This is a genomic window from Nitrospira sp. Nam74, from assembly GCF_965152615.1.
Genome location: NZ_OZ224220.1, coordinates 2,848,598 through 2,866,579 on the forward strand (window position 1 = coordinate 2,848,598; position 17,982 = coordinate 2,866,579).

A 17,982-nucleotide genomic window follows, 5' to 3' on the forward strand; every position below is an offset into this window, starting at 1 on the left:
TCATCATAATATAATTTTATGATATTCAAAATTCAGTCGATCCAATCGAAGAACGATTGCGAGCGCATCTAGAGACGACCTACTCTAAGAAGACTGCATCGATTTAGCATCGCCGTGTGCCGAGTGTCATAAAGCGCCTTTCCAGACCCGTGCGATACCACCGGTACTGACACTGCTTTTGCTAAACTGCATGTCGGTGTGAGTTGTTCTATGTGTCGTTAAGGCCAGACTTCTCCTCGTTTTGTTCAATGTCCATCGTCAAGGTTTTCAAATTGACCAGGGCCTTATCGGCAGTCAGTGACCCTAGGGCTGCGATGGCCAGGGGAAGCTCGGGTCCGCTCATGCGAATGCCATCACGCTTTATGCAGTCTTTCCAGTGAGATGCGCCCTCGGCCGAACGCATCGGCCAAACCCCAGTGGCCAGGAATATCGAGTAACTCGATCTTTTCGATCTCTTCCGGCATCGCCGGGTCAACCAGCAGTCGCCCGCCGACGGGTTCCAGACCCAGGAGAGTTCGGCACAGGAGCAGCGGAGTTGCCGTCGCCCACGCCTGGGGGCTGCAGGCCGTCGGATACTCCACTGGCCACCTTGTCAAGTGACGAGGATATCCGGCAAACGCTTCTGGAAGTCGTCCTTCAAAGAACGTGGCCGCCTCGAGCATTGCGAGCGCCAATTTCGCCGCTTCTTCGCGGTACCCGCAGCGTCGCAGCCCCCAGGCAATGATCGAATTGTCGTGCGGCCAGACAGTACCGACGTGGTAGCCGATGGGATTGTATCCGGCGTCTGCTTCCGCCATGGTGCGTACGCCCCATCCGCTGAACAGACGTTTTCCCAAAAGATGGCGCACACATGCCTCAATCTTGTCATTCTCTACAATGCCGCTCCAAAGGAGATGGCCCATATTGGAGGTGAGAGAGTCGACCTGTTTCTTTTCTCCGTCCAAGGCAAGCGCGAAAAACTTTCCCTCTTCGATCCAGAAATCGCGGTTGAACCGCTGCTTCAGATCAGCCGCTTGGCTCTCAAGCCGTTCTTCGAGGACAGGGTCACCCCACACAGTGCCTGCTAGTCGGGCACAGCGCACACTTTGGCGTCATAGACGTACCCCTGGATTTCGCACGTCGCCCTCGGGAGCTTCGCCAGACGCCCGTCGGCATGGCGAATGGAGTCCCACGAATCTTTCCAACATTGGTTCTCAAGGCCGCTATCCTTGTTCTTCCGTTCATACTCCACATAGCCGTCGCCGTCGCGATCGCCGTATCGGTCAATCCACTCCAGTGCCATCCGCGCGGTGAATTCCAGTTCCCGGACGAGTTGTGTGTCTCCCGTCCATTGCTCGTACTCGCCGAGAAGGATGAGGAAGAGGGGCGTGCTGTCGGCGGCGCCAAAATAGGGCGAGTGCGGACGCTCTTCAAAAGCGGTCATCTCACCCCGACGCAGTTCGTGAAGAATTTTCCCCGGCTCTTCGTCACGGAAGTCATCGCTCCGGGCTCCCTGATGCTCGGACAGCAACATCAGCGTCGTTCGGGCGAGATCCGGCATGAATGGCATCGCTTGCAGACTGGTGATGATGCTGTCGCGGCCGAATATGGCCATAAACCATGGAAGGCCGGCGGCCGGCAGGGCGCCGTCCGGGAAAAGATAGGGATAGAAGCGAAGCGCCGCCAAATCTTGGATAGACCGCTGGTAGGTTCGCTCGAGCCCTCTCCAGGAAGAAGCTAATTTGGGCGCTCCCCGGCGCCATCGCTCCACTTCCTCAACCCGATCCTTGTAAGCGGTTTCGAGATTGCCAGTTCGGCCCGATCCCCCGCACAGGCCCCTCAGATTCACGTCGACGCTTTCAATTAGGAATTGTGTGCTCCACTCTCCCTGCGGCGGGATGGTGACATCAAATCGTAGCTCACCACTGTCGGTGTCGTACGTAGGCTTTTCGTTACTGGTTATCCAGGTTTCCCTACAGAACCGGTCACGGCGGTAGCCAAGAACGAGCTTCCCCTCTTCGACACGCCGGTAATGAGTCCCGCGCTTGGCAATCTTGTCCTTGATTTCGAAGATATCAGCAAAGTCGGAGTCCACGATCAGGCGCACCTGGATCTCCTTCGAGGAGTCGGAGTGATTCATGATTGTGAGATTTTCCCACAACCCGCGATACATTCGGTGACGACGGATGATCGACAACGGAGAGTCGACGTAGATCGTTCCCGTCCCTGGCACCAGAAAGTGCTGTGCCTCATAATAATTCAGCGTCTCGATCGATAGGATGTTTGGCCGACGATCGTCGAGGAGGAGTACCCATTTCGATAGGAACCGAGAGTCGTCCAGGAAAAGCCCAAGGGGATCTTCCAGTGAGGCGTCGATGTCGCCACGGCGGTCAGTTACCAAGAACGTATTGCCGTCGAGAATGGTAACGTTTTCCGTGGTCATGCTTTGGCCTCCTCGAGCTGAGCGTATCGCAAAAAGGTGTAGAGAAGTTTCGCTGCAGCAAGCCTCCCGTCGATTCGGACATCGCCGCGCATGAAGCTCGAGAGGAGATTGTGCTGCCCCGACAGAACGGCGGCCAATTCATCCGAGGTGCATTCCATCAGACAGTCTGGTGGACGGTCGGTCTGGTCCAGCCACAGGCCTCCTCGGTCCAAAAGGATGTCCCATTCTTCGCTTCGCCCCAGGTTAAAACGGTACCGTGCCGTCGCGGCCATCAGTTTGGGGGGAAGGATAGGCGCCCACAGCCGTTCCAACAGTGATCTCAGGATGTCATGAGTCATGGCGATTCATTTCTCGTCAGGGTAGCTCCATTCCTTGTCGACCACGAGTTGTTATCGAATTCCGAACAGGTGGCTACCTGCCCGACCGTCGACATACCACACGGGACGGCCTCGGCAGGGGCCACGAGTTTTGCAGGCAGTCGTGATGGACGGTCGTTGTGTCCTCAAGGACGCAGGCGACTACCTCGGTCTTCTTCGTCAGGCAACGGGAACCAGACACTTCTCGCCTGCCTCAAAGAGCGTCCAGGGCCTTATGCGGACACCGATGTACTCAGACGGAGCCTTTCGTGCCTACCGGCTATCGATTTACTATTCATTCATTGTGAGCGGCTCTGGCACCGTTGGAGCTGCCGCAGCGCCATGCGAATACACGCGGACCGGTTTGCCAAGCGAAAGGTCAATATGTTGACCCTCATGAGTGATAACGAGGCCGGTTCCTTCCTGAAGCGTATACGTGGTGGCATTGCGGCCGATATCGACTTCCAAGACTTGGCTGCGAACGGTCAAGGTGAACCGGAGCCTCTCAAGTCTGTCCGTGATGCGGGGGTTGAAACTTAATCGCCCGTCGTAATCACGGAAGCCGGCGAGCCCATAGACGAACACCATCCATACGCCACCCATGGAGGCGATATGGCAGCCGTCTTTCACGTTTCCTGCGACATCACCTAAATCCATGAGGATGGCGGTCCTCAAGTATTCGATCGCCTTGTCCAAATCCCCAACTTCCGCCGCCATGATGCTTTGAATACAGGCAGAAAGAGAGGAGTCGCCCGTCGTCAACGAGTCATAGTAGTCAAAGTTTCGTTTCTTGGCCTCTGGCGAAAACGCATGGCCGAGGAGAAACATAGCCAACACGACATCTGCCTGCTTGATGACTTGATGCCGATAAATCGTTAAGGGATGGTAGAACAAGAGCAAAGGGTATTTATCGGCCGGTGTGTTTTTGAAGTCCCATCGCGTGCGTTTTAGGAAGGTGTCGTCTTGCGCATACACGCCCAGACGTTCGTTATAGGGGATATACATCCGATCGGCTGCTAGCCTCCACGCTTCAATCTCCTCCTTGTGCAAGCCCGTCTTGTGCACCAGCGCAGCAAACAACTCGGGTTTGCGTGCTTGTAACGATTCGACCGTCTCGGCCGCAAAGCGCAGGTTTTCTGCTGCCATGAGGTTGGTATACATGTTGTTGTCGACGACGGTGGTATATTCATCCGGGCCTGTCACGCCATAAATGCAGAACCTGCCGTCCTGACCTTCCGAATAGGTTCCTAAATCACTCCACAGGCGAGCCGTCTCGACCAACATCTCGACGCCCTGGTGAAACAGGAACTCCTCATCCTGTGTCGCGTTGACGTACTTCTTGAGCGCATACATGATGTCGGCGTTGATATGGTACGCGGCTGTTCCCGCGGCATAAAATGCAGACGCTTCGTCGCCATTGATCGTCCGCCAAGGGAACATCGCTCCTTTCTGACTCAACTGGCGTGCACGCTCCTTTGCCTTATCGAGCATACGATACCGGAACTGGAGAAGATTGTTGGCGATACGAGGAGACGTGTAAATCAAGAACGGAAGCACATAGATTTCGGTGTCCCAGAAGTAGTGGCCTTCATAGGCCTGGCCGGTCAAACCCTTCGCCGGGACCCCGCAGTTCTCAGCCCGCCCAGCGGCTTGGATGATGTGGAATAGATTGAACCGGATGGCCTGCTGGATTTCGCTGGTGGAGTGTTTTGCGTTAAGGGGATCCGCGGTCACTTGAATGTCGCTTTTTCGCCAGAAGTCCTTCATGTACTGTTCCTGCCCGCACAATAACGTCTGAAACCCTTGTGCAACGGCTCGATCCAACGTCCGTTCAGCGCGTGCGCACATCTCCTCCACAGCGACGGTATCGCTGGTGTGATAGGCCATGTATTTCGTCAAATTGATCGACACGCCGGGCCGTGCGTCGATGGAGAAGACCACACGGCCGAAATCTTCGCCTACCCGAATGTCAGACGAGTGAGGGGCATCGGTCTCCAGAAAGTGATCAATCGCACTCGCGAGTGTCATCTGACTTTTTTCGGTACCATGACAGAGCACGACACGCTGGCCCTTCGCATAACTGGCCTTGTGGTGGAGCACTCGTCCAGTAAAGACGGTTGATTGCCGCGGATCGCCTTCTGTCCTTGGGCGGCTTGGTTCGTTGGCGACCATTTCAGAAGAAATCACGATCGGAGCTTCGGCGTTGAGCAATGTCACCTGGTATGAAATGGCGGCGACATGGCGATGCACGAATGACACCAAGCGTCGGGATTTGATTGATACTCGCTTCCCTGCCGGTGTCTCCCAGAGAATGTCTCGATCAAGCGTGGCCGCTTTCATATTCAGTCGACGCTCGAAGGAGAGCACGTTGGCTTGTGGCAGCCAGAGCGGCTCATCGTCGACATACAACTTGATAATTTTTGTGTCGGTCACATTGATAATCGTTTGGCCCGTGGTCGCGAACCCATAGGCTTCTTCCGGATAGCGGATGCGCCACGATTCATAGAAGCCGTTAATGAAGGTCCCGTTCTCTCCACTGGGTCCTCCCTCCTCAAAACATCCCCGCATCCCGAGGTATCCGTTACCAAGAGCAAACATGGTCTCGCCTTGGCATAAGAGTTCCGGCATGAACTGCTTTTCAACCATGTTCCATTCATCGGGGGGGTAGATATGCGGAGCCGGCTGATATCGTGGACGATGTATCATGGATTGTCGTTCAACTCCTCGATGTGGTAAGGATCCTTTGCTATTCAACGATCTTGGAGCAATTCACTCAGGTCGGTGACGACCACGTCGGCTCCGTTGTCCTGCAGCACGTCGCCTTCTCCTTTTCGGGCGACTCCGATGACCAGCCCGAACCGGCCGGCCCGGCCGGCCTGGACGCCGGAAATCGCGTCTTCCACGACGACGGCGCGCTGCGGCGACACACCAAGACGGGTCGCGGCGGCAAGAAAGGTGTCCGGTGCCGGCTTCCCTCGCAGGTTCAGTCGGCTCGCCACATCTCCGTCTACTCTGGCGTCGAACAGATCGGCCATCTTGGCCGCTTTCAAGACCGCTAAGCAGTTCTGGCTGGAAGACACGACTGCGGTCTTTATCCCTTGCCCTCGGAGTTGCCGAACAAGCGCAACGGATCCCTCGTATGGTTCGACGCCTTCCGATTCAAGCACGTCGTTGATCATGTCGTTTTTTCGGTTTCCCAAGCCGCATACCGTTTCAGCAGTGGGTGGATCATCAGGGTGGCCTTCTGGTAGCTCGATCGCCCGCGATTTGAGGAAGTCGCGCACCCCGTCGTACCGCGGTTTGCCATCCACGTAGGTTTTGTAATCGCTCTGTATCTCAAATGGGCAGAACGACTCTCCCCTTTTAGCCCCGCGCATCCGGAGATACTCATCAAACATTCTCTTCCAGCATGCCGCATGGACTTTCGCAGTGGCCGTCAGTACGCCGTCCAGGTCAAATAGCACCGCGTCGAATCTCTGTCCGGAGAACAAATCCACTTTCATTGCCTCACCATTAGCTCGAAGCTTTACGAGTGTCTCGACGCTCACATCTCCAGGTGGACGGTACAGCCCCGCCGACCAGCCACTAACTTAAGACCATTTGCATCTTTGAGGAACTAGTAAAATTGACAGGGCTCAAGATGGGCGCCTGCCTCCACAAAGCGAAGATAAACCAAACGCGTCCGCAGTTATCCGGGGGCACAAAGGCTGTGCGGAGCCATGGAAGGGACGGTCTTACGGATGAGAAGTCAACGTGCTAGGTTGCAGTCCGACATTGCATCATACCGCGGGAACTTCTTACCTCCGATTGCCCCATCTTTACTCGCACTAAAGGTCGCACCCTGAGAAGCCGCCTTACGAGCTCACGTGACCGCAACAGACCGATGCGTGAACGCCTGACGTCCCGCCGGTGCTATCAAGTAACACACCAGAACGAGAGCGATCAGGGCGGAGATCAGGACCGGTATGACCTGGACGCCATCAAACACAAGCCATAGAGTGATAGTCACGTTCAGAAACGCCGCAATAAGTCCGAGCCACCAGGCCCATCCCTGGCGAGCCCAAGCACCTATTGCAAAGGCAAGGTACAGCAGCGCGATGATCGCGATCAGACCTCCCCGGACCATCATGAGCCTCCCCGCCAAGGGATACATGAAGATGCCACCCTCAATCAGCTCTCTGCCGAGTTCAAACCATTGAACAGCACGAAACGCGCCGAAGAGCATTTGCACCAGAGCCAACACTATCACGACCCTCAAGCCAACGGGCCGTTGCATCTAGAGCCTCGTCACCATCGGCATGTACCCAACTCCCAAGTGGTGACCCATTCATAAGTCTGCGTTCGCTCGAAGACCAACCACCGCGGCGCGATCACTTATCTACAATCGCTCCCTTGACCCTCGATCTCGCCCAGCCGCCAAATCTCCTGGAGCCAGTGACTCAGGCTGTGCCTCATGGAGGTCTTCCGGAGCAACAGGGGTCGGCACCTAGACGGCCCGACCATCGTCAGTCCGGTGAAGATTGCCGATTGCCCAATAAACATAAGATGGGGGTATTCTAGGACCAACTGGAGCCACAGGAACTGTCAAAGTCGGCAGTCGGATACTGCACAGTAGGGAACACTGGTTTTCTCATTTTCTGCTAAACCTCGCTGCTTTCTACCTCATCACAGCCTGCTCTGCGAACGCCGGTCGACGCTTCCCCGCGTAGGGCTCCTCGACGGCAATCTTAATCAACTGTCCCTCTCGAAGCCTTTCCGTTTCGGTCAGTCCGTTGGCGACGGCGACTTGTTTCGGATTCCAACTGCAATGTGAGCGGGTCACGAGCCTTTCGAGATTCTCGCCTGCCTGCGCCTTCACCAGGCGGAGACGTTTTTCCCCAATGGCATCTCGTTCATTCGGTGAAAGAGAACGAAAGCTCTGCGACACCTGATCAAAGAGAGGTCGCACGGCTTCAAACCTTGCCGTCTTGGCAAGACCGCCGATCTGATAAATCATCCCGCCATGGGCAATCCAGATCAGATCCACCGCGACTCCTGAATCCGAGATCTGGGTTCGGGCCGCGGGAAGCCCGCTGATCGTAGTCGTCCGGGTCTTTGACACGACTGAGGATTTGCTAGCCTTCTCCAAAATCCGCGCACCTTCCATCGGATCATTGCCCTCCGCGACCTTCCGGAGGATGATCGCCATGTCTCCCTCCTTGGGCGCAGCGACGACTTGGGCCGGGGTATTGTCCACCTTCCAGGATTCCGGGAATTCGATAAAGAAGTTCAAGTCCGGATGGCGGAACGTCCGGCCTTGGATGATCCCGTTGGCTGCCCGTTGGCCGATGACAAGCCCATCGAGCCGGGCGAGAAACGCATTATGGGACGGGGTGATCGGCTCCCGCGGCGATCGCGTCAGTTCCTTCGCATGTTTGGTGGTTTTTTCCACCCGATGAGGGATAGCCGGGTGCGAATCGAAGAAGCTGGGGCGGCGGGGTCCGTCAGTCAATGACGCTTCCTGCCGTTCCAGCGTGTTCAGAAATGCGGACAAGCCTGCGGGATCCCAACCTGCCTTCGCCGCAATCTCCTGTCCGACTTCATCCGCCTGGGTCTCCTGAGAACGGCTATAAGGTGAAAACACAAGACTCTGCGCGAAATTGCCGACGCTGCCCACGATATTTCCCACCAGCGGGACGACCATGCCCGTCACGCCGGCGGCAAGATTCGTGACCAATGCGAACGGTCCCTGTCTGGATATCTTTTGAACGGTGTGTCTGGCCGCTACGTGCCCGATCTCGTGGCCGAGCACCCCCGCCACTTCATCTTCCGTATTGACGAAGACGAGGAGACCGCGCGTGATGTACACATAGCCGCCCGGCAAGGCGAACGCATTCGGTTCGATCATATCGGCAACGTGAAACTGATACGACACATCCTGTCGGGGCGATTCCTTTGCCAACCGGCGGCCCAGCATATCGAGATAGCCGGTCAACGCCGAATCTTCGAGCAATCCCATTTCCTGCTCGACCTTCTTCGATTCCTCTTCCCCAATCTGCTTCTCTTTTTTCACCGTCACCAGTGTGAGTTCTGGCATCCCGCTGACGGGGTTCGCTGAACATGCGCTCATCACGGTGATAAGGGACAGGAGGCAGCCGCCAGTGAGGAAATTAATGTGGCGGCGATTCAACATCTCTCTTGTCATCATGTCACTGGCACGCCGCGCGGCGGGACGCCCGGCGCTAGTCAGCTCCCTGATTGATTTTTCTTGGCACGCACTTGTGGGACTTGCCGCTGGAGCCTTTGATCTTCATCAGGTTATAGAGCAACGTGAACCGCTCCTTGTCCCTCATCCGCGGCGCTGTCTCCCGTGCCCGCACATCGGCTCTTGCGTTACCAGTGACAGGACCTGGTTGAGCGTGAACCAGGTGATGAAGTCCCGACCGCACCTAGTGCTGATTGTCGTGTATTTAAGAGGCACTTCTTCACCTTTCCGTTCACACGGTCGATCGGTGCGGGCTCGTACGGACACGGTTGTCGTATTCTATCGAACTGTTGTTCAGCTAAGACCTGTCAACATTGACAGGTCTTAGCCAAAGCCGCTTTCTCCCTGCAAGGCATTTTGCTACTAGGCTGCTTGTATAGTGGTGACGCCATCCATGTCCGTGGTATAGCTCGGGGCAGACGGGATCCGGGAGAGGTCGCCGGCCGCTGCTAGAGGCAACATCGTTGTCCTCGTCTGGTAGAGTGGCGCCCTCGCCCGGTGTTCAAAGCTCGTACGGTATCCTGAGGCGGCCTGATCGTCCTCACATGCACAAGCGTGAGCATGGCCGCCTATGTGGGTATCGTCCCAGGCCTCAAGCAATCCGGCAAACATCGGCCCGTCCATGCGGCGCTGGTTCCCATAGGCCATGCACGCCTCAGAGCCGCGCTCTGGATGCCGGCGCTGGTCGCTACCCGTTTAACCCCTGGCTCCGGGCCTACTATGAGCAGCTGCGTGCACGTGGCAAGCACCCCAAAGTTGCGCTCATTGCGGTCATGCGGAAACTGCTGACCGCGGTCTTTAGTGTGGCCAAGTCCAAACGTCCCTTCGTCCCTCATACCAAGCCTCGGGAGGTCCCGGCATGATAAGGAAGGGCTTTGACAAGCACAACGGTATCTACCAGAACAGTCGCCCCCATCGTGATCTATCACGATCAATCTTTCTTGTCTTTATTCGCTTCTGGTGGCTCTTGGTGAGGAACGTTTGTAAGAAGTAGGCGACCATGTAATAAGTCGGTCTCCCCGAACACCAGCCGGTGGGCCAAAGACGGTATCAATTACTATGTGGTATGAAATCGCTGCGGCCCCCTGTCAGTTTTACCGGTATTGAACCCTCTCCAGATCTGGCTAATGTCAAACTATAACTCAGATTTCACTTAGGAAGTCTGATACGAGAACGTGGAATGGCGCGCAAGCGACGGTATCCGCGTAGTCTTCTTCGATTAGTCGACGGAGCCGCCAGGTGGAGTCGCATGAGAGGCGCATTGGCCCGGATGGATTTTGAGCAGCTTCTCGAAGCAGCGCGTGATCGGATTAGACTCAGAGAATTTGGTGATCCGTGGTTCTATGAACCCCTTGGATTCTCTTGAATGCCTTTGAGAACGAAGGAAACTTGATGTTTGGTTTTTTGGCCGTTCGTCTTACCAAACGTTTTGTCGGACATATCTCACGACCCGGATACGGCTCCACTTCGGCTTAGCTTTCGGACATACGCACGAATGCGTTGCGCGTTCGTGCCCACATCACTTTTCCCGACCCGGGAGACAGATCGAATATCGACCCGGCTTTGGTCGCCTTGAGCTTGGATTCGAATGACAATATCGTCTTTGAAGCCGAACCACAGTGTGGTATCGGTAGCTTCGATCCGCCCTTCGTCGGGATTCGCCGCCACGATGTCCCATCTCATCGCCTCGGCCGCCTTGACCACCTGTGTGAATGCCTGCTGGCTCGGCATACGCAAGATGACCGGTTGAATGTCCGGATAGGCGGCTCGCTGCTGAGCAGCGACGTCGGGACCGCCATAGTCGGAAGAATTCGGACTATATTTTCTCAAAGACAGAATGTCGGCGAAGCGAGGAGGATTGTCGGTATCCGTGGTGATGTCGTGAATGGGCGGCACCCGTTGCGCCGTCCGCTTCATCTGCCATGGCATGCCCACGACGACAAGACCGAGTAGGAGAGCGACAAGTGCCACCAAGCCTTGGCGCCGAGGTCCTCGCGACAGTGCGGCTACACCGCTGACGAAGCCGAGAAAAGCACTGGCTAAACCGCCGTACGCGGCCCAAGTCAGAATCTGGAAGCCGGTCCGAAAGTGCCACCATCCCATGCGACTGCCGAACCCTGCCAGCATGGCGGTCACGGCAGAGCCGAAAGCCAGCAGCAACGCCGAGCGGCTAAGCCACATCGTCATTTGAGTATGACATATCGAAGACGTAAGTACCTACCGCGTCTTCCTAGAGAGAAGACCATCGTTATCCGGAATCATTCTTGAGGTGACCCGCGTTCCTGATTTACTTGTTGGACGTCATCGGCGTTTTTGCGAGTTGTCCTGGGAAACCGCACCCCTTCTCTCCAGATCGCAATATAAACTGGAACAACATACCTTTTGTGCCGCCCTCGGAGCATCAGTCAACTACGAATACATCGTCAGTGAGGTATCACGCTAAAAGCGCAAGACGCCCCGTGCGTCACCCCGAGAAGGACTGCCGGGCATGGAAACCGAGGCTCGTAACCACATGGCAAGTGCCATCCAGCTGGACCATGCGAAGACGGCCGTAGTTATGTGGACGGTGTTTGGGCCGCCCCAGTATAAGGAGAGCGAGAAGAGCGAAGTCTGCGTCCCGCCAGCGCCTGTAGGAAACGATCGGCGCCATGCTGTTCCAATGCTCCTGTTCCTCCTCAGGCCTCATTCACACTCTGCCGCTTCACCCCCCGATTACTGCCTGGGCCAAGCGTGACGAAAACCGCGGCAGCTCATAAATGAGTGAAAGAGAGCCCTCCCCTTGAGGACCGCTAATTCATATTGATCGAAGGGGAGATGAACAAGTCACCGGCAAGTGCTCTTTTGAGAGCCGCGGGGAGATCTGATGTGAGTTGAGACTTCACCACATAGCCATTCGCTCCAGCGGCAAGGGCTTCTTGGACGAAATCCGGATCTTCATGGACGGTTAAAAACACGATCTTCGCATGCGAATGAATCGCTTTCAGGCGCTGTGCGACTTCAATGCCGCTGAGATCCGGAATGGAAATGTCCAGCACCACACAATCAGGCTCTAATACCGTGATGGCTTCCAATGCCTTGCATCCTTTGTCCGTCGTTGCAACGATGTCGTAGTCAGGCCTTAACAATTGAGTCACTGTGCTGACCATCTCAGGATGGTCGTCCACAATAATCAGGCGCATTCGGTCCTTACGAACCTTTTCTTCTCCTAGCGTAGTCAATGCTATTCACGCTATTGAAGCGGGTATACGTCATGTAGCACTAGCCTGAAGAAGAAGATACTGTCAGAAATTACAGATGCTGGGGGAATGATTCTCAGCGGGGTGCCGTACCGGATAGCAGTCGCGGTCTAATAGCGAGCCGACGCCGCTCCATTTTGCCCTTGATTCTTAGACGTTCCATCATCCGATATTCTGGAAGGCGACGGTCCTCGTGAGGATAGGCAGCATGGCCGCCCCTTTTTCAATCAAGTGCCGGCCATGAGCTGCAAGACTTCACGTCGGTGGATCGTCAGCTGGCAGCCTCGAAAAAAAGACTCCCGTCGCAGGCAATCATGATACTCGGCCGTATCATGAAGCTCACGTTAGCGGAAGTATTGTCCATGATCGACTCCGTTTCGGCAGATCTCATCGGCCCCGGTTCAGCGGCACGCGGACCCTAATAGTGGTGCCCTGGGATGGGTGTGAGTCGATGACAAATTCTCCTCTCACAAGGCGGACCCGTTCCCGCATGCTCACAAGCCCAAGCCCGACTCGGCCCTCGGCAACGGCAGACTCGCAGTCAAATCCGATACCGGAATCAGAGATGGAAAGATCAATGGCATCCTGATACACAGAAATGTTGACCCTCGCTTCACCTGACCCGCTATGCTTGACCACGTTCTGCAGCGCTTCCTGAACGACCCGATAGAGGCAGAGACCGACGGTCTGTGGAATTGCAGTGGAAACAGACGGAGCGGTCAGATCTATACGTATGTGCTTGTGCGCAGACACGTCACGGCACAGAGCCTTGACGGCAAAAATGAGGCCGAGATGTTCCAATTTAGCAGAGTGAAGGTCGTGGGAGATGTGTTGGATATCGGAGGCAATTTCCTTTGTCTGATTTCTTAAACACTCCACCAGGCGCCCGCTCTCTTGCGACCCTCGGCTCACGAGTTTTGACAGTTTCTCGACCTGGATCGCCAACAGTGCCATGCGCTGACCAATATCATCATGAAGTTCTCTGGCAATTGCCGTCCGTTCATCCTCTTGGGCAGAAATCATACGGCCACTCAGCTCGCTCAGCGTCTTCTCCGCCATCTTCCGCTCGGTGAGGTCCACGACGAAGGCAATACCGCGGTCCCGCTTCCCGGGCAGCAGAGCTCCGGTTACAAGAGCTGGAATGCGACGTCCATCTCGCAATTGATATACTTTCTCAGCGACCCTAAATTCCGGCTGACCTAAAAACATTTTGGCAAGTGAGGACGGCTTCATGCCGGCATGGTCAGGCGGTATGAAGACATCCCAACGGACCTTCCCCGCTTTCAGCTCCGCCTTCGTGAAGCCGGTTAACTGTAAATAGGCGTCATTCGCATCGACAACAGCGCCACCGTCCTCCCAGTAGATAATCGGCAGGACATTCGACTCAAACAGTGCCCTGAACTTGGCTTCACTTTTTCGCAGGGCATCTTGGACGAATTTGCGGTCAGTGATGTCGATACATGAGCCAATGTAGCCGCAGAAGCCACCACTCGATTCAAATCGTGGCGTGCCGAAGTCGATAATCCAACGGTATTCGCCGTCAAATCGTCGCAGCCGGTACTCCATGACAAATTGGCGTTTCGCATCAAATGCATTCGAGTACTTCTGGACACATCGTTCCACGTCATGGGGATGGACATTCTCAGCCCATCCGTCACCCAGTTCCTTCTCAACTGGTCTGCCCGTGAAGTCAAGCCACCGCTTGTTGAAGTAGCTGCACCGCTTGTCGATATCAGACATCCAGATCATCACAGGAGCGGAATCAGCCATCAGTCGGAATCGCTCTTCACTCTCACGCAGGGCGTCTTCGGCTAGTTTTCGTTCGGTAATATCTTTAGCAATCCCACTGACCCACCTAACCCGCCCGGACTCCCCCATAATGCGGGCGCCCTCATCGCAGATCCAGCGGACGGTTCCATCCGGGCGTAGGATACGATACTCGAGATGGAATGTCGGGGCCTCACCGCGGATATACGCGTCAAAGGCAGCACTCACCGGCCTTTGGTCCTCTGGATGAATGCTTTTCAGCCAGGTCCGTGGGTCTGCGTACGCCGTTTCCACCGGAACGCCCCAAATTCGGCCGAATGCCGGGCTGACATAGACGACGCGCTGTGGGTTCAATTCCATAAACCAAAACACCTGATCGATGCGCTCGGCAAGTTTGCCAAAAAGCGTGTTGCGCTCACGCAGTGCCTGTTCGCTTGCTTCCAAGGCCTCGCGGGTCTCTTTGAGTTTGGTAATGTCGACGTGGGACCCGGCGAACCGCGTCGGCTTGCCATTCGCGTCGCGGAGTGATACGCCCCGGGACAAGACCCATCGGTAGGAGCCATTCTTGTGCCGAAGCCGGTGTTCCAGTTCATATTCAGACAGTGAACCAGCTAGATGGTCCCTCAGAATCGCCACGACCCGCTCTCGTTCGTCTGGATGAAGCCGCCCCTCCCACTCCTCGAAGCTGTCCTTGATCTCAAAGTCCTCATAACCCAGCATACGTTTCCATATCGGCGACAAGAAGACTTGGTTCGCGTGAATATCCCAATCCCACAAGCCGGTATTTGATCCTTGGACAGCAAGGAGAAAACGCTCTTCGCTTTTCCGTAAGGCTTCGTCCGCCTGCTTGCGTGCAGTGACATCGATGAGAAAACCTTGAAGCAGAGCCGGGGCACCATTGTCGCGGACGACCGTGACGATATCTTGTATCCACACAATCTGATCATCTGCGCGATGCATGCGGTATTCGAACTGGTACTGATCGTCGGTTTGGCTATGTTCAAGGCAGTATTCGATGCTGCGCGCACGGTCTTCGATAAGTATATGGTCAGCCCAAAAACCCTTCTCGTACCATCGCTCGACAGGGTATCCCAGCAGCTTCACGGCCTGCTGTCCCACATAGGTGAATTGCCACGTCTGGGCATTCGCTTCCCAAGGGACGACTCCTGTCGCATCCAATAACTGACGTAGCGCATCCTGGGTGGGTTCAGACCTCGCTTCAACAGGTTTGGCAGATCCTTGATCGTCGTGAAACATCCACGCCCTCAGCACGTTAACCGAGGGCAAATGATGCACCTAAAACTGACCCTTAGACAATCCATAAGCTATCCTAGGCATTTAACCATGCCTGTCTTAGAGTGCCGATTCCATTGCACTGAGGTCCGGCGCAACGAGTTGCGTGTGAGCTGATTGGCTCGGCAGGTCATCAATAAATAGGAAATGCCTTGCACGACTCCTACGATCCCCGGTGAAAATTGGTCAGGGCCACACTCTTACACGCGTTGTGAGTGTTAACGGAAGAATCCTTGCGATATAGACGCCGGAGACACTAACTATACTAGGGAGGTCCTATCATGCCGACGTCTATCCAAATGCCGCCAGCTTCGAGTCAGCTCACTGAGCACGTTGGCCGAGAGGTACCCCGGCGTACGCTGGAACCCATGTTCAAGGACTGCCGGTGTATCCTTCAGGCCGGACCTTAACATCCTTCGTCTCCAGCGGTCTCCATCGAGATTTGCCGAACCTCATGGCAATGCTGTGAGGCTCGCTCGGCGATCGAGACCGTGCCGTCTTCCGTTAGCTATCCATAGCCGTTCCTCACAGTGCACTGAGACCGATAGAGACTGGGTTGTCCATCTGCCTCACCGGCCGCAATTCCCACCACACGGATGGTCAAATCCCACTCAGGTACAATGCCCGCAACGTGTCCTTTCTCTTGGACGGCCACTGCGCCGATGTTGTTGTTCTCGATCGCCTCGCGCGGCATCCAGCACGGAACTCTTGGAGTTCACTACGACAAGGCGCGGTCTCTGATACCATCTCAAGGACATTTCAAGACTCCTTTCATTCTTCCGGTCCGGTGGTGCCGGCTCTTGTCCGCGCCCCGACTTTGATCGGTTTCATGCGTCTGCGTTGCACGGTTCGGCGCACGGCTCGTTCCGTCCCAGCGAGTGCCTTCCCGATCGCGATGTCGAGCGAGGCATCCTGCGCTTCGAACACCACGCTCGGAAGACCACTGAGAACGACTTTGATGCGGCAGAGCTGATCGATGCCGCCACGGGGACCGTTCACATCGTCCACGCGGACGGTGACCCGCTCGATGGACGGTCCAAACTTTCCGAGCCTCCTGCCCAACTGTTGCCGGATGTCGATCCGTTTCTCCTTACTTAGCTTTGTCCCCTGCACACGGATATGAGCCGGAACGAGCGACACACCCAGACGGGAGGACTCCCGCTTCAACCCTCTCGGGATCGACCCCGGGAAGGTCGAGCGCGTCGAGCTGCGGCCCAGTTCATCGAAGACGTCGCTCGCCGTGACGATGCCAACAAGCACCCCGTCATCCAACACCGGGAGGGAGCCGATCTGTTGGCGTCGCATCACGTCGGCCGCCTGACTCAGTGTCGTCTTCGATTCCACGCTCACCACGCGCGGCGTCATCAGATCCTCAACCAAACGGCCCTTTCGGATGCTGGCGCCGGACACGCCGCCGAGATCGCGCTCTGAAATGACGCCCCGCACTCGGTCGTGTTCCGCGACCACAAGATGCCGAATGCCCCGCTGTCGCATTCGAGACCAGGCCACGCTCGCCGCTTTCTCCGGCTCGACCGTCACCACTTTGGTGTTCATCATCTCGCCGACCCGCATGGCGGAATCTTTCACGACGCGTCCGCGCAGACTTCGTCTCTCTTTCATATGCGCCTCTCTTTTTCTCTGTGCTTGATGACGGTGAGCCAGCGAGATGGTCGGACCCGAAGTACGCAGGCGTTCGATCCGTGGTCCGTAGGACCGTGCCAACCGGCGATCGAGAACGCCCGGGCGTTACACCGCTTGAATATTGAGAAGCAACAACTCGCCGCTCATGTTCGGATGAATCGTGCACCTAAACTCGTACCGACCCGGACGCTTCACCGTGAACCGCACCACGGCGTGGCCTTGAGGGTCGACGTACAAGCCACCGATCCCCCGTCCGTACGTCGTCACGCTACCGGTTTCGACCTCGGTCAGGATTCCTTGAAAGAGCGCCGAGTCGAAATTATGCCGCTCGCGATCATCATTACGAATGGTGATGACCGCGGGCACATTCAGGACCAACGGCGCCTGCGTCGCGATGAAGGTGAAATCGCGAATCGTCACGTCCACCCTTTGCTCGGTTTGAGCATCAGCTTGAGCGAACAGTCCTATCGCAAAGGACACGCCCAACAGGCAGTGCCCGATCCAGCTCCTGATCGCACCGGTCTTTCGGCAAGTCATGTGATGTCCTTTCTGTGCAGCATTGATGTCCCGAGCCCTCCCTGTCGGCGTTAAGGACGGTCATCACCGGCCGCCTCCGGTTGGTACAGAAGCTCCTCGATGCGCAACCGCCTCACTCCGCCGGGGACCGGCCATTCCACCGTATCGCCGACGCGGTAGCCGAGCAGCGCCGTGCCGATCGGGGCCAAAATGGAAATCTTACGTTCCTCCAGCTTGGCTTCAGAGGGAAACACGATGGTGTAGACGTGCTCCTCCTTCGTCTCGACATCGATGAGGCGGACGCGGGAGTTCATCGTCACCACATCGGGCGGCACGGCGCTCGGCTCCACAATATGGGCCCGGTCCAGTTCCCCTTGGAGCGTCTCGAGTAAGGGCCGATCCCTCGCGGCACGGATGCCCACGTCAAGCAATTCCTTCAATCGGGTCAGGTCATACTGCGTGATATAAATGTCTCGGTGTTCCATGGACTCCTCCCGATCCCACTCC

General features: G+C 56.2%; 14 protein-coding genes and 1 pseudogene. 1 reads left to right on the forward strand and 14 read right to left on the reverse strand.

From position 1 onward, the window contains the following. Positions 1-353 precede the first annotated feature (353 nt). From ACWHYZ_RS13270 to ACWHYZ_RS13300, 7 genes and pseudogenes are all read right to left on the reverse strand, one after another. Positions 354-2,422: pseudogene (locus ACWHYZ_RS13270) on the reverse strand (amylo-alpha-1,6-glucosidase). Beyond that, positions 2,419-2,760: an SCP2 sterol-binding domain-containing protein gene (locus ACWHYZ_RS13275; protein ID WP_447983168.1), complete on the reverse strand. Its 342-nt coding sequence runs from the start codon at positions 2,758-2,760 to the stop codon at positions 2,419-2,421. The pseudogene ACWHYZ_RS13270 and the gene ACWHYZ_RS13275 overlap by 4 nt, the downstream one beginning before the upstream one ends. Positions 2,761-3,069: 309 nt before the next feature. Next, positions 3,070-5,484, reverse strand: a complete 2,415-nt coding sequence (locus ACWHYZ_RS13280) for a glycoside hydrolase family 65 protein (protein WP_447983169.1) — start codon at positions 5,482-5,484, stop codon at positions 3,070-3,072. Positions 5,485-5,528: 44 nt separating this feature from the next. Beyond that, a complete protein-coding gene (locus ACWHYZ_RS13285; protein WP_447983170.1) occupies positions 5,529-6,281 on the reverse strand; it encodes an HAD family hydrolase in 753 nt (250 codons plus the stop codon). Positions 6,282-6,640: 359 nt separating this feature from the next. Continuing rightward, positions 6,641-7,054: a hypothetical protein gene (locus tag ACWHYZ_RS13290; protein ID WP_447983171.1), complete on the reverse strand. Its 414-nt coding sequence runs from the start codon at positions 7,052-7,054 to the stop codon at positions 6,641-6,643. Positions 7,055-7,435: 381 nt separating this feature from the next. Next, positions 7,436-8,950, reverse strand: a complete 1,515-nt coding sequence (locus ACWHYZ_RS13295) for a M48 family metalloprotease (RefSeq protein WP_447983172.1) — start codon at positions 8,948-8,950, stop codon at positions 7,436-7,438. A 435-nt stretch (positions 8,951-9,385) separates the two neighbouring features. Further along, positions 9,386-9,670: a hypothetical protein gene (locus ACWHYZ_RS13300; protein WP_447987642.1), complete on the reverse strand. Its 285-nt coding sequence runs from the start codon at positions 9,668-9,670 to the stop codon at positions 9,386-9,388. On the opposite strand from ACWHYZ_RS13300, the gene ACWHYZ_RS13305 reads away from it, so the two are divergent. After that, entirely contained in the window at positions 9,584-9,811 is a 228-nt protein-coding gene (locus ACWHYZ_RS13305; RefSeq protein WP_447983173.1) for a transposase, read from the forward strand. The two genes, ACWHYZ_RS13300 and ACWHYZ_RS13305, sit on opposite strands and share 87 nt — an antisense overlap. 654 nt (positions 9,812-10,465) lie before the next feature. Here the strand turns inward: ACWHYZ_RS13305 and ACWHYZ_RS13310 are convergent. The 7 genes from ACWHYZ_RS13310 to rnk all read right to left on the reverse strand — a co-directional run bounded on the left by ACWHYZ_RS13310 (position 10,466) and on the right by rnk (position 17,960). Continuing rightward, the gene (locus ACWHYZ_RS13310) at positions 10,466-11,209 is read right to left on the reverse strand and encodes a DUF1499 domain-containing protein (RefSeq protein ID WP_447983174.1); all 744 of its coding nucleotides are present in this window, start codon (positions 11,207-11,209) and stop codon (positions 10,466-10,468) included. A 602-nt stretch (positions 11,210-11,811) separates the two neighbouring features. After that, the gene (locus ACWHYZ_RS13315; RefSeq protein WP_447983175.1) at positions 11,812-12,201 is read right to left on the reverse strand and encodes a response regulator; all 390 of its coding nucleotides are present in this window, start codon (positions 12,199-12,201) and stop codon (positions 11,812-11,814) included. A gap of 444 nt (positions 12,202-12,645) precedes the next feature. Beyond that, positions 12,646-15,282, reverse strand: coding sequence for a sensor histidine kinase (locus ACWHYZ_RS13320; RefSeq protein ID WP_447983176.1), 2,637 nt, complete (start codon positions 15,280-15,282; stop codon positions 12,646-12,648). Between the two features lie 544 nt (positions 15,283-15,826). Further along, complete coding sequence (locus tag ACWHYZ_RS13325) at positions 15,827-16,012, reverse strand: hypothetical protein (protein WP_447983177.1); 186 nt, start codon at positions 16,010-16,012, stop codon at positions 15,827-15,829. 77 nt (positions 16,013-16,089) lie between these two features. Then, the gene (locus ACWHYZ_RS13330; protein ID WP_447983178.1) at positions 16,090-16,938 is read right to left on the reverse strand and encodes a CBS domain-containing protein; all 849 of its coding nucleotides are present in this window, start codon (positions 16,936-16,938) and stop codon (positions 16,090-16,092) included. Positions 16,939-17,064: 126 nt separating this feature from the next. Beyond that, positions 17,065-17,496: a cupredoxin domain-containing protein gene (locus ACWHYZ_RS13335; RefSeq protein WP_447983179.1), complete on the reverse strand. Its 432-nt coding sequence runs from the start codon at positions 17,494-17,496 to the stop codon at positions 17,065-17,067. A 50-nt stretch (positions 17,497-17,546) separates the two neighbouring features. Continuing rightward, the gene (gene rnk, locus ACWHYZ_RS13340) at positions 17,547-17,960 is read right to left on the reverse strand and encodes a nucleoside diphosphate kinase regulator (RefSeq protein WP_447983180.1); all 414 of its coding nucleotides are present in this window, start codon (positions 17,958-17,960) and stop codon (positions 17,547-17,549) included. Positions 17,961-17,982 lie beyond the last annotated feature (22 nt).

Excerpts from the sequence above, each read along its gene's own strand:
- ACWHYZ_RS13275 (WP_447983168.1), bottom strand. The coding sequence starts at position 2,760 with ATGACTCATGACATCCTGAGATCACTGTTGGAACGGCTGTGGGCGCCT.
- ACWHYZ_RS13280 (WP_447983169.1), bottom strand. The coding sequence starts at position 5,484 with ATGATACATCGTCCACGATATCAGCCGGCTCCGCATATCTACCCCCCC.
- ACWHYZ_RS13285 (WP_447983170.1), bottom strand. The coding sequence starts at position 6,281 with ATGAAAGTGGATTTGTTCTCCGGACAGAGATTCGACGCGGTGCTATTT.
- ACWHYZ_RS13290 (WP_447983171.1), bottom strand. The coding sequence starts at position 7,054 with ATGCAACGGCCCGTTGGCTTGAGGGTCGTGATAGTGTTGGCTCTGGTG.
- ACWHYZ_RS13295 (WP_447983172.1), bottom strand. The coding sequence starts at position 8,950 with ATGTTGAATCGCCGCCACATTAATTTCCTCACTGGCGGCTGCCTCCTG.
- ACWHYZ_RS13305 (WP_447983173.1), top strand. The coding sequence starts at position 9,584 with ATGGCCGCCTATGTGGGTATCGTCCCAGGCCTCAAGCAATCCGGCAAA.
- ACWHYZ_RS13300 (WP_447987642.1), bottom strand. The coding sequence starts at position 9,670 with ATGGCCTATGGGAACCAGCGCCGCATGGACGGGCCGATGTTTGCCGGA.
- ACWHYZ_RS13310 (WP_447983174.1), bottom strand. The coding sequence starts at position 11,209 with ATGACGATGTGGCTTAGCCGCTCGGCGTTGCTGCTGGCTTTCGGCTCT.
- ACWHYZ_RS13315 (WP_447983175.1), bottom strand. The coding sequence starts at position 12,201 with ATGCGCCTGATTATTGTGGACGACCATCCTGAGATGGTCAGCACAGTG.
- ACWHYZ_RS13320 (WP_447983176.1), bottom strand. The coding sequence starts at position 15,282 with ATGTTTCACGACGATCAAGGATCTGCCAAACCTGTTGAAGCGAGGTCT.
- ACWHYZ_RS13325 (WP_447983177.1), bottom strand. The coding sequence starts at position 16,012 with ATGCCGCGCGAGGCGATCGAGAACAACAACATCGGCGCAGTGGCCGTC.
- ACWHYZ_RS13330 (WP_447983178.1), bottom strand. The coding sequence starts at position 16,938 with ATGAAAGAGAGACGAAGTCTGCGCGGACGCGTCGTGAAAGATTCCGCC.
- ACWHYZ_RS13335 (WP_447983179.1), bottom strand. The coding sequence starts at position 17,496 with ATGACTTGCCGAAAGACCGGTGCGATCAGGAGCTGGATCGGGCACTGC.
- rnk (WP_447983180.1), bottom strand. The coding sequence starts at position 17,960 with ATGGAACACCGAGACATTTATATCACGCAGTATGACCTGACCCGATTG.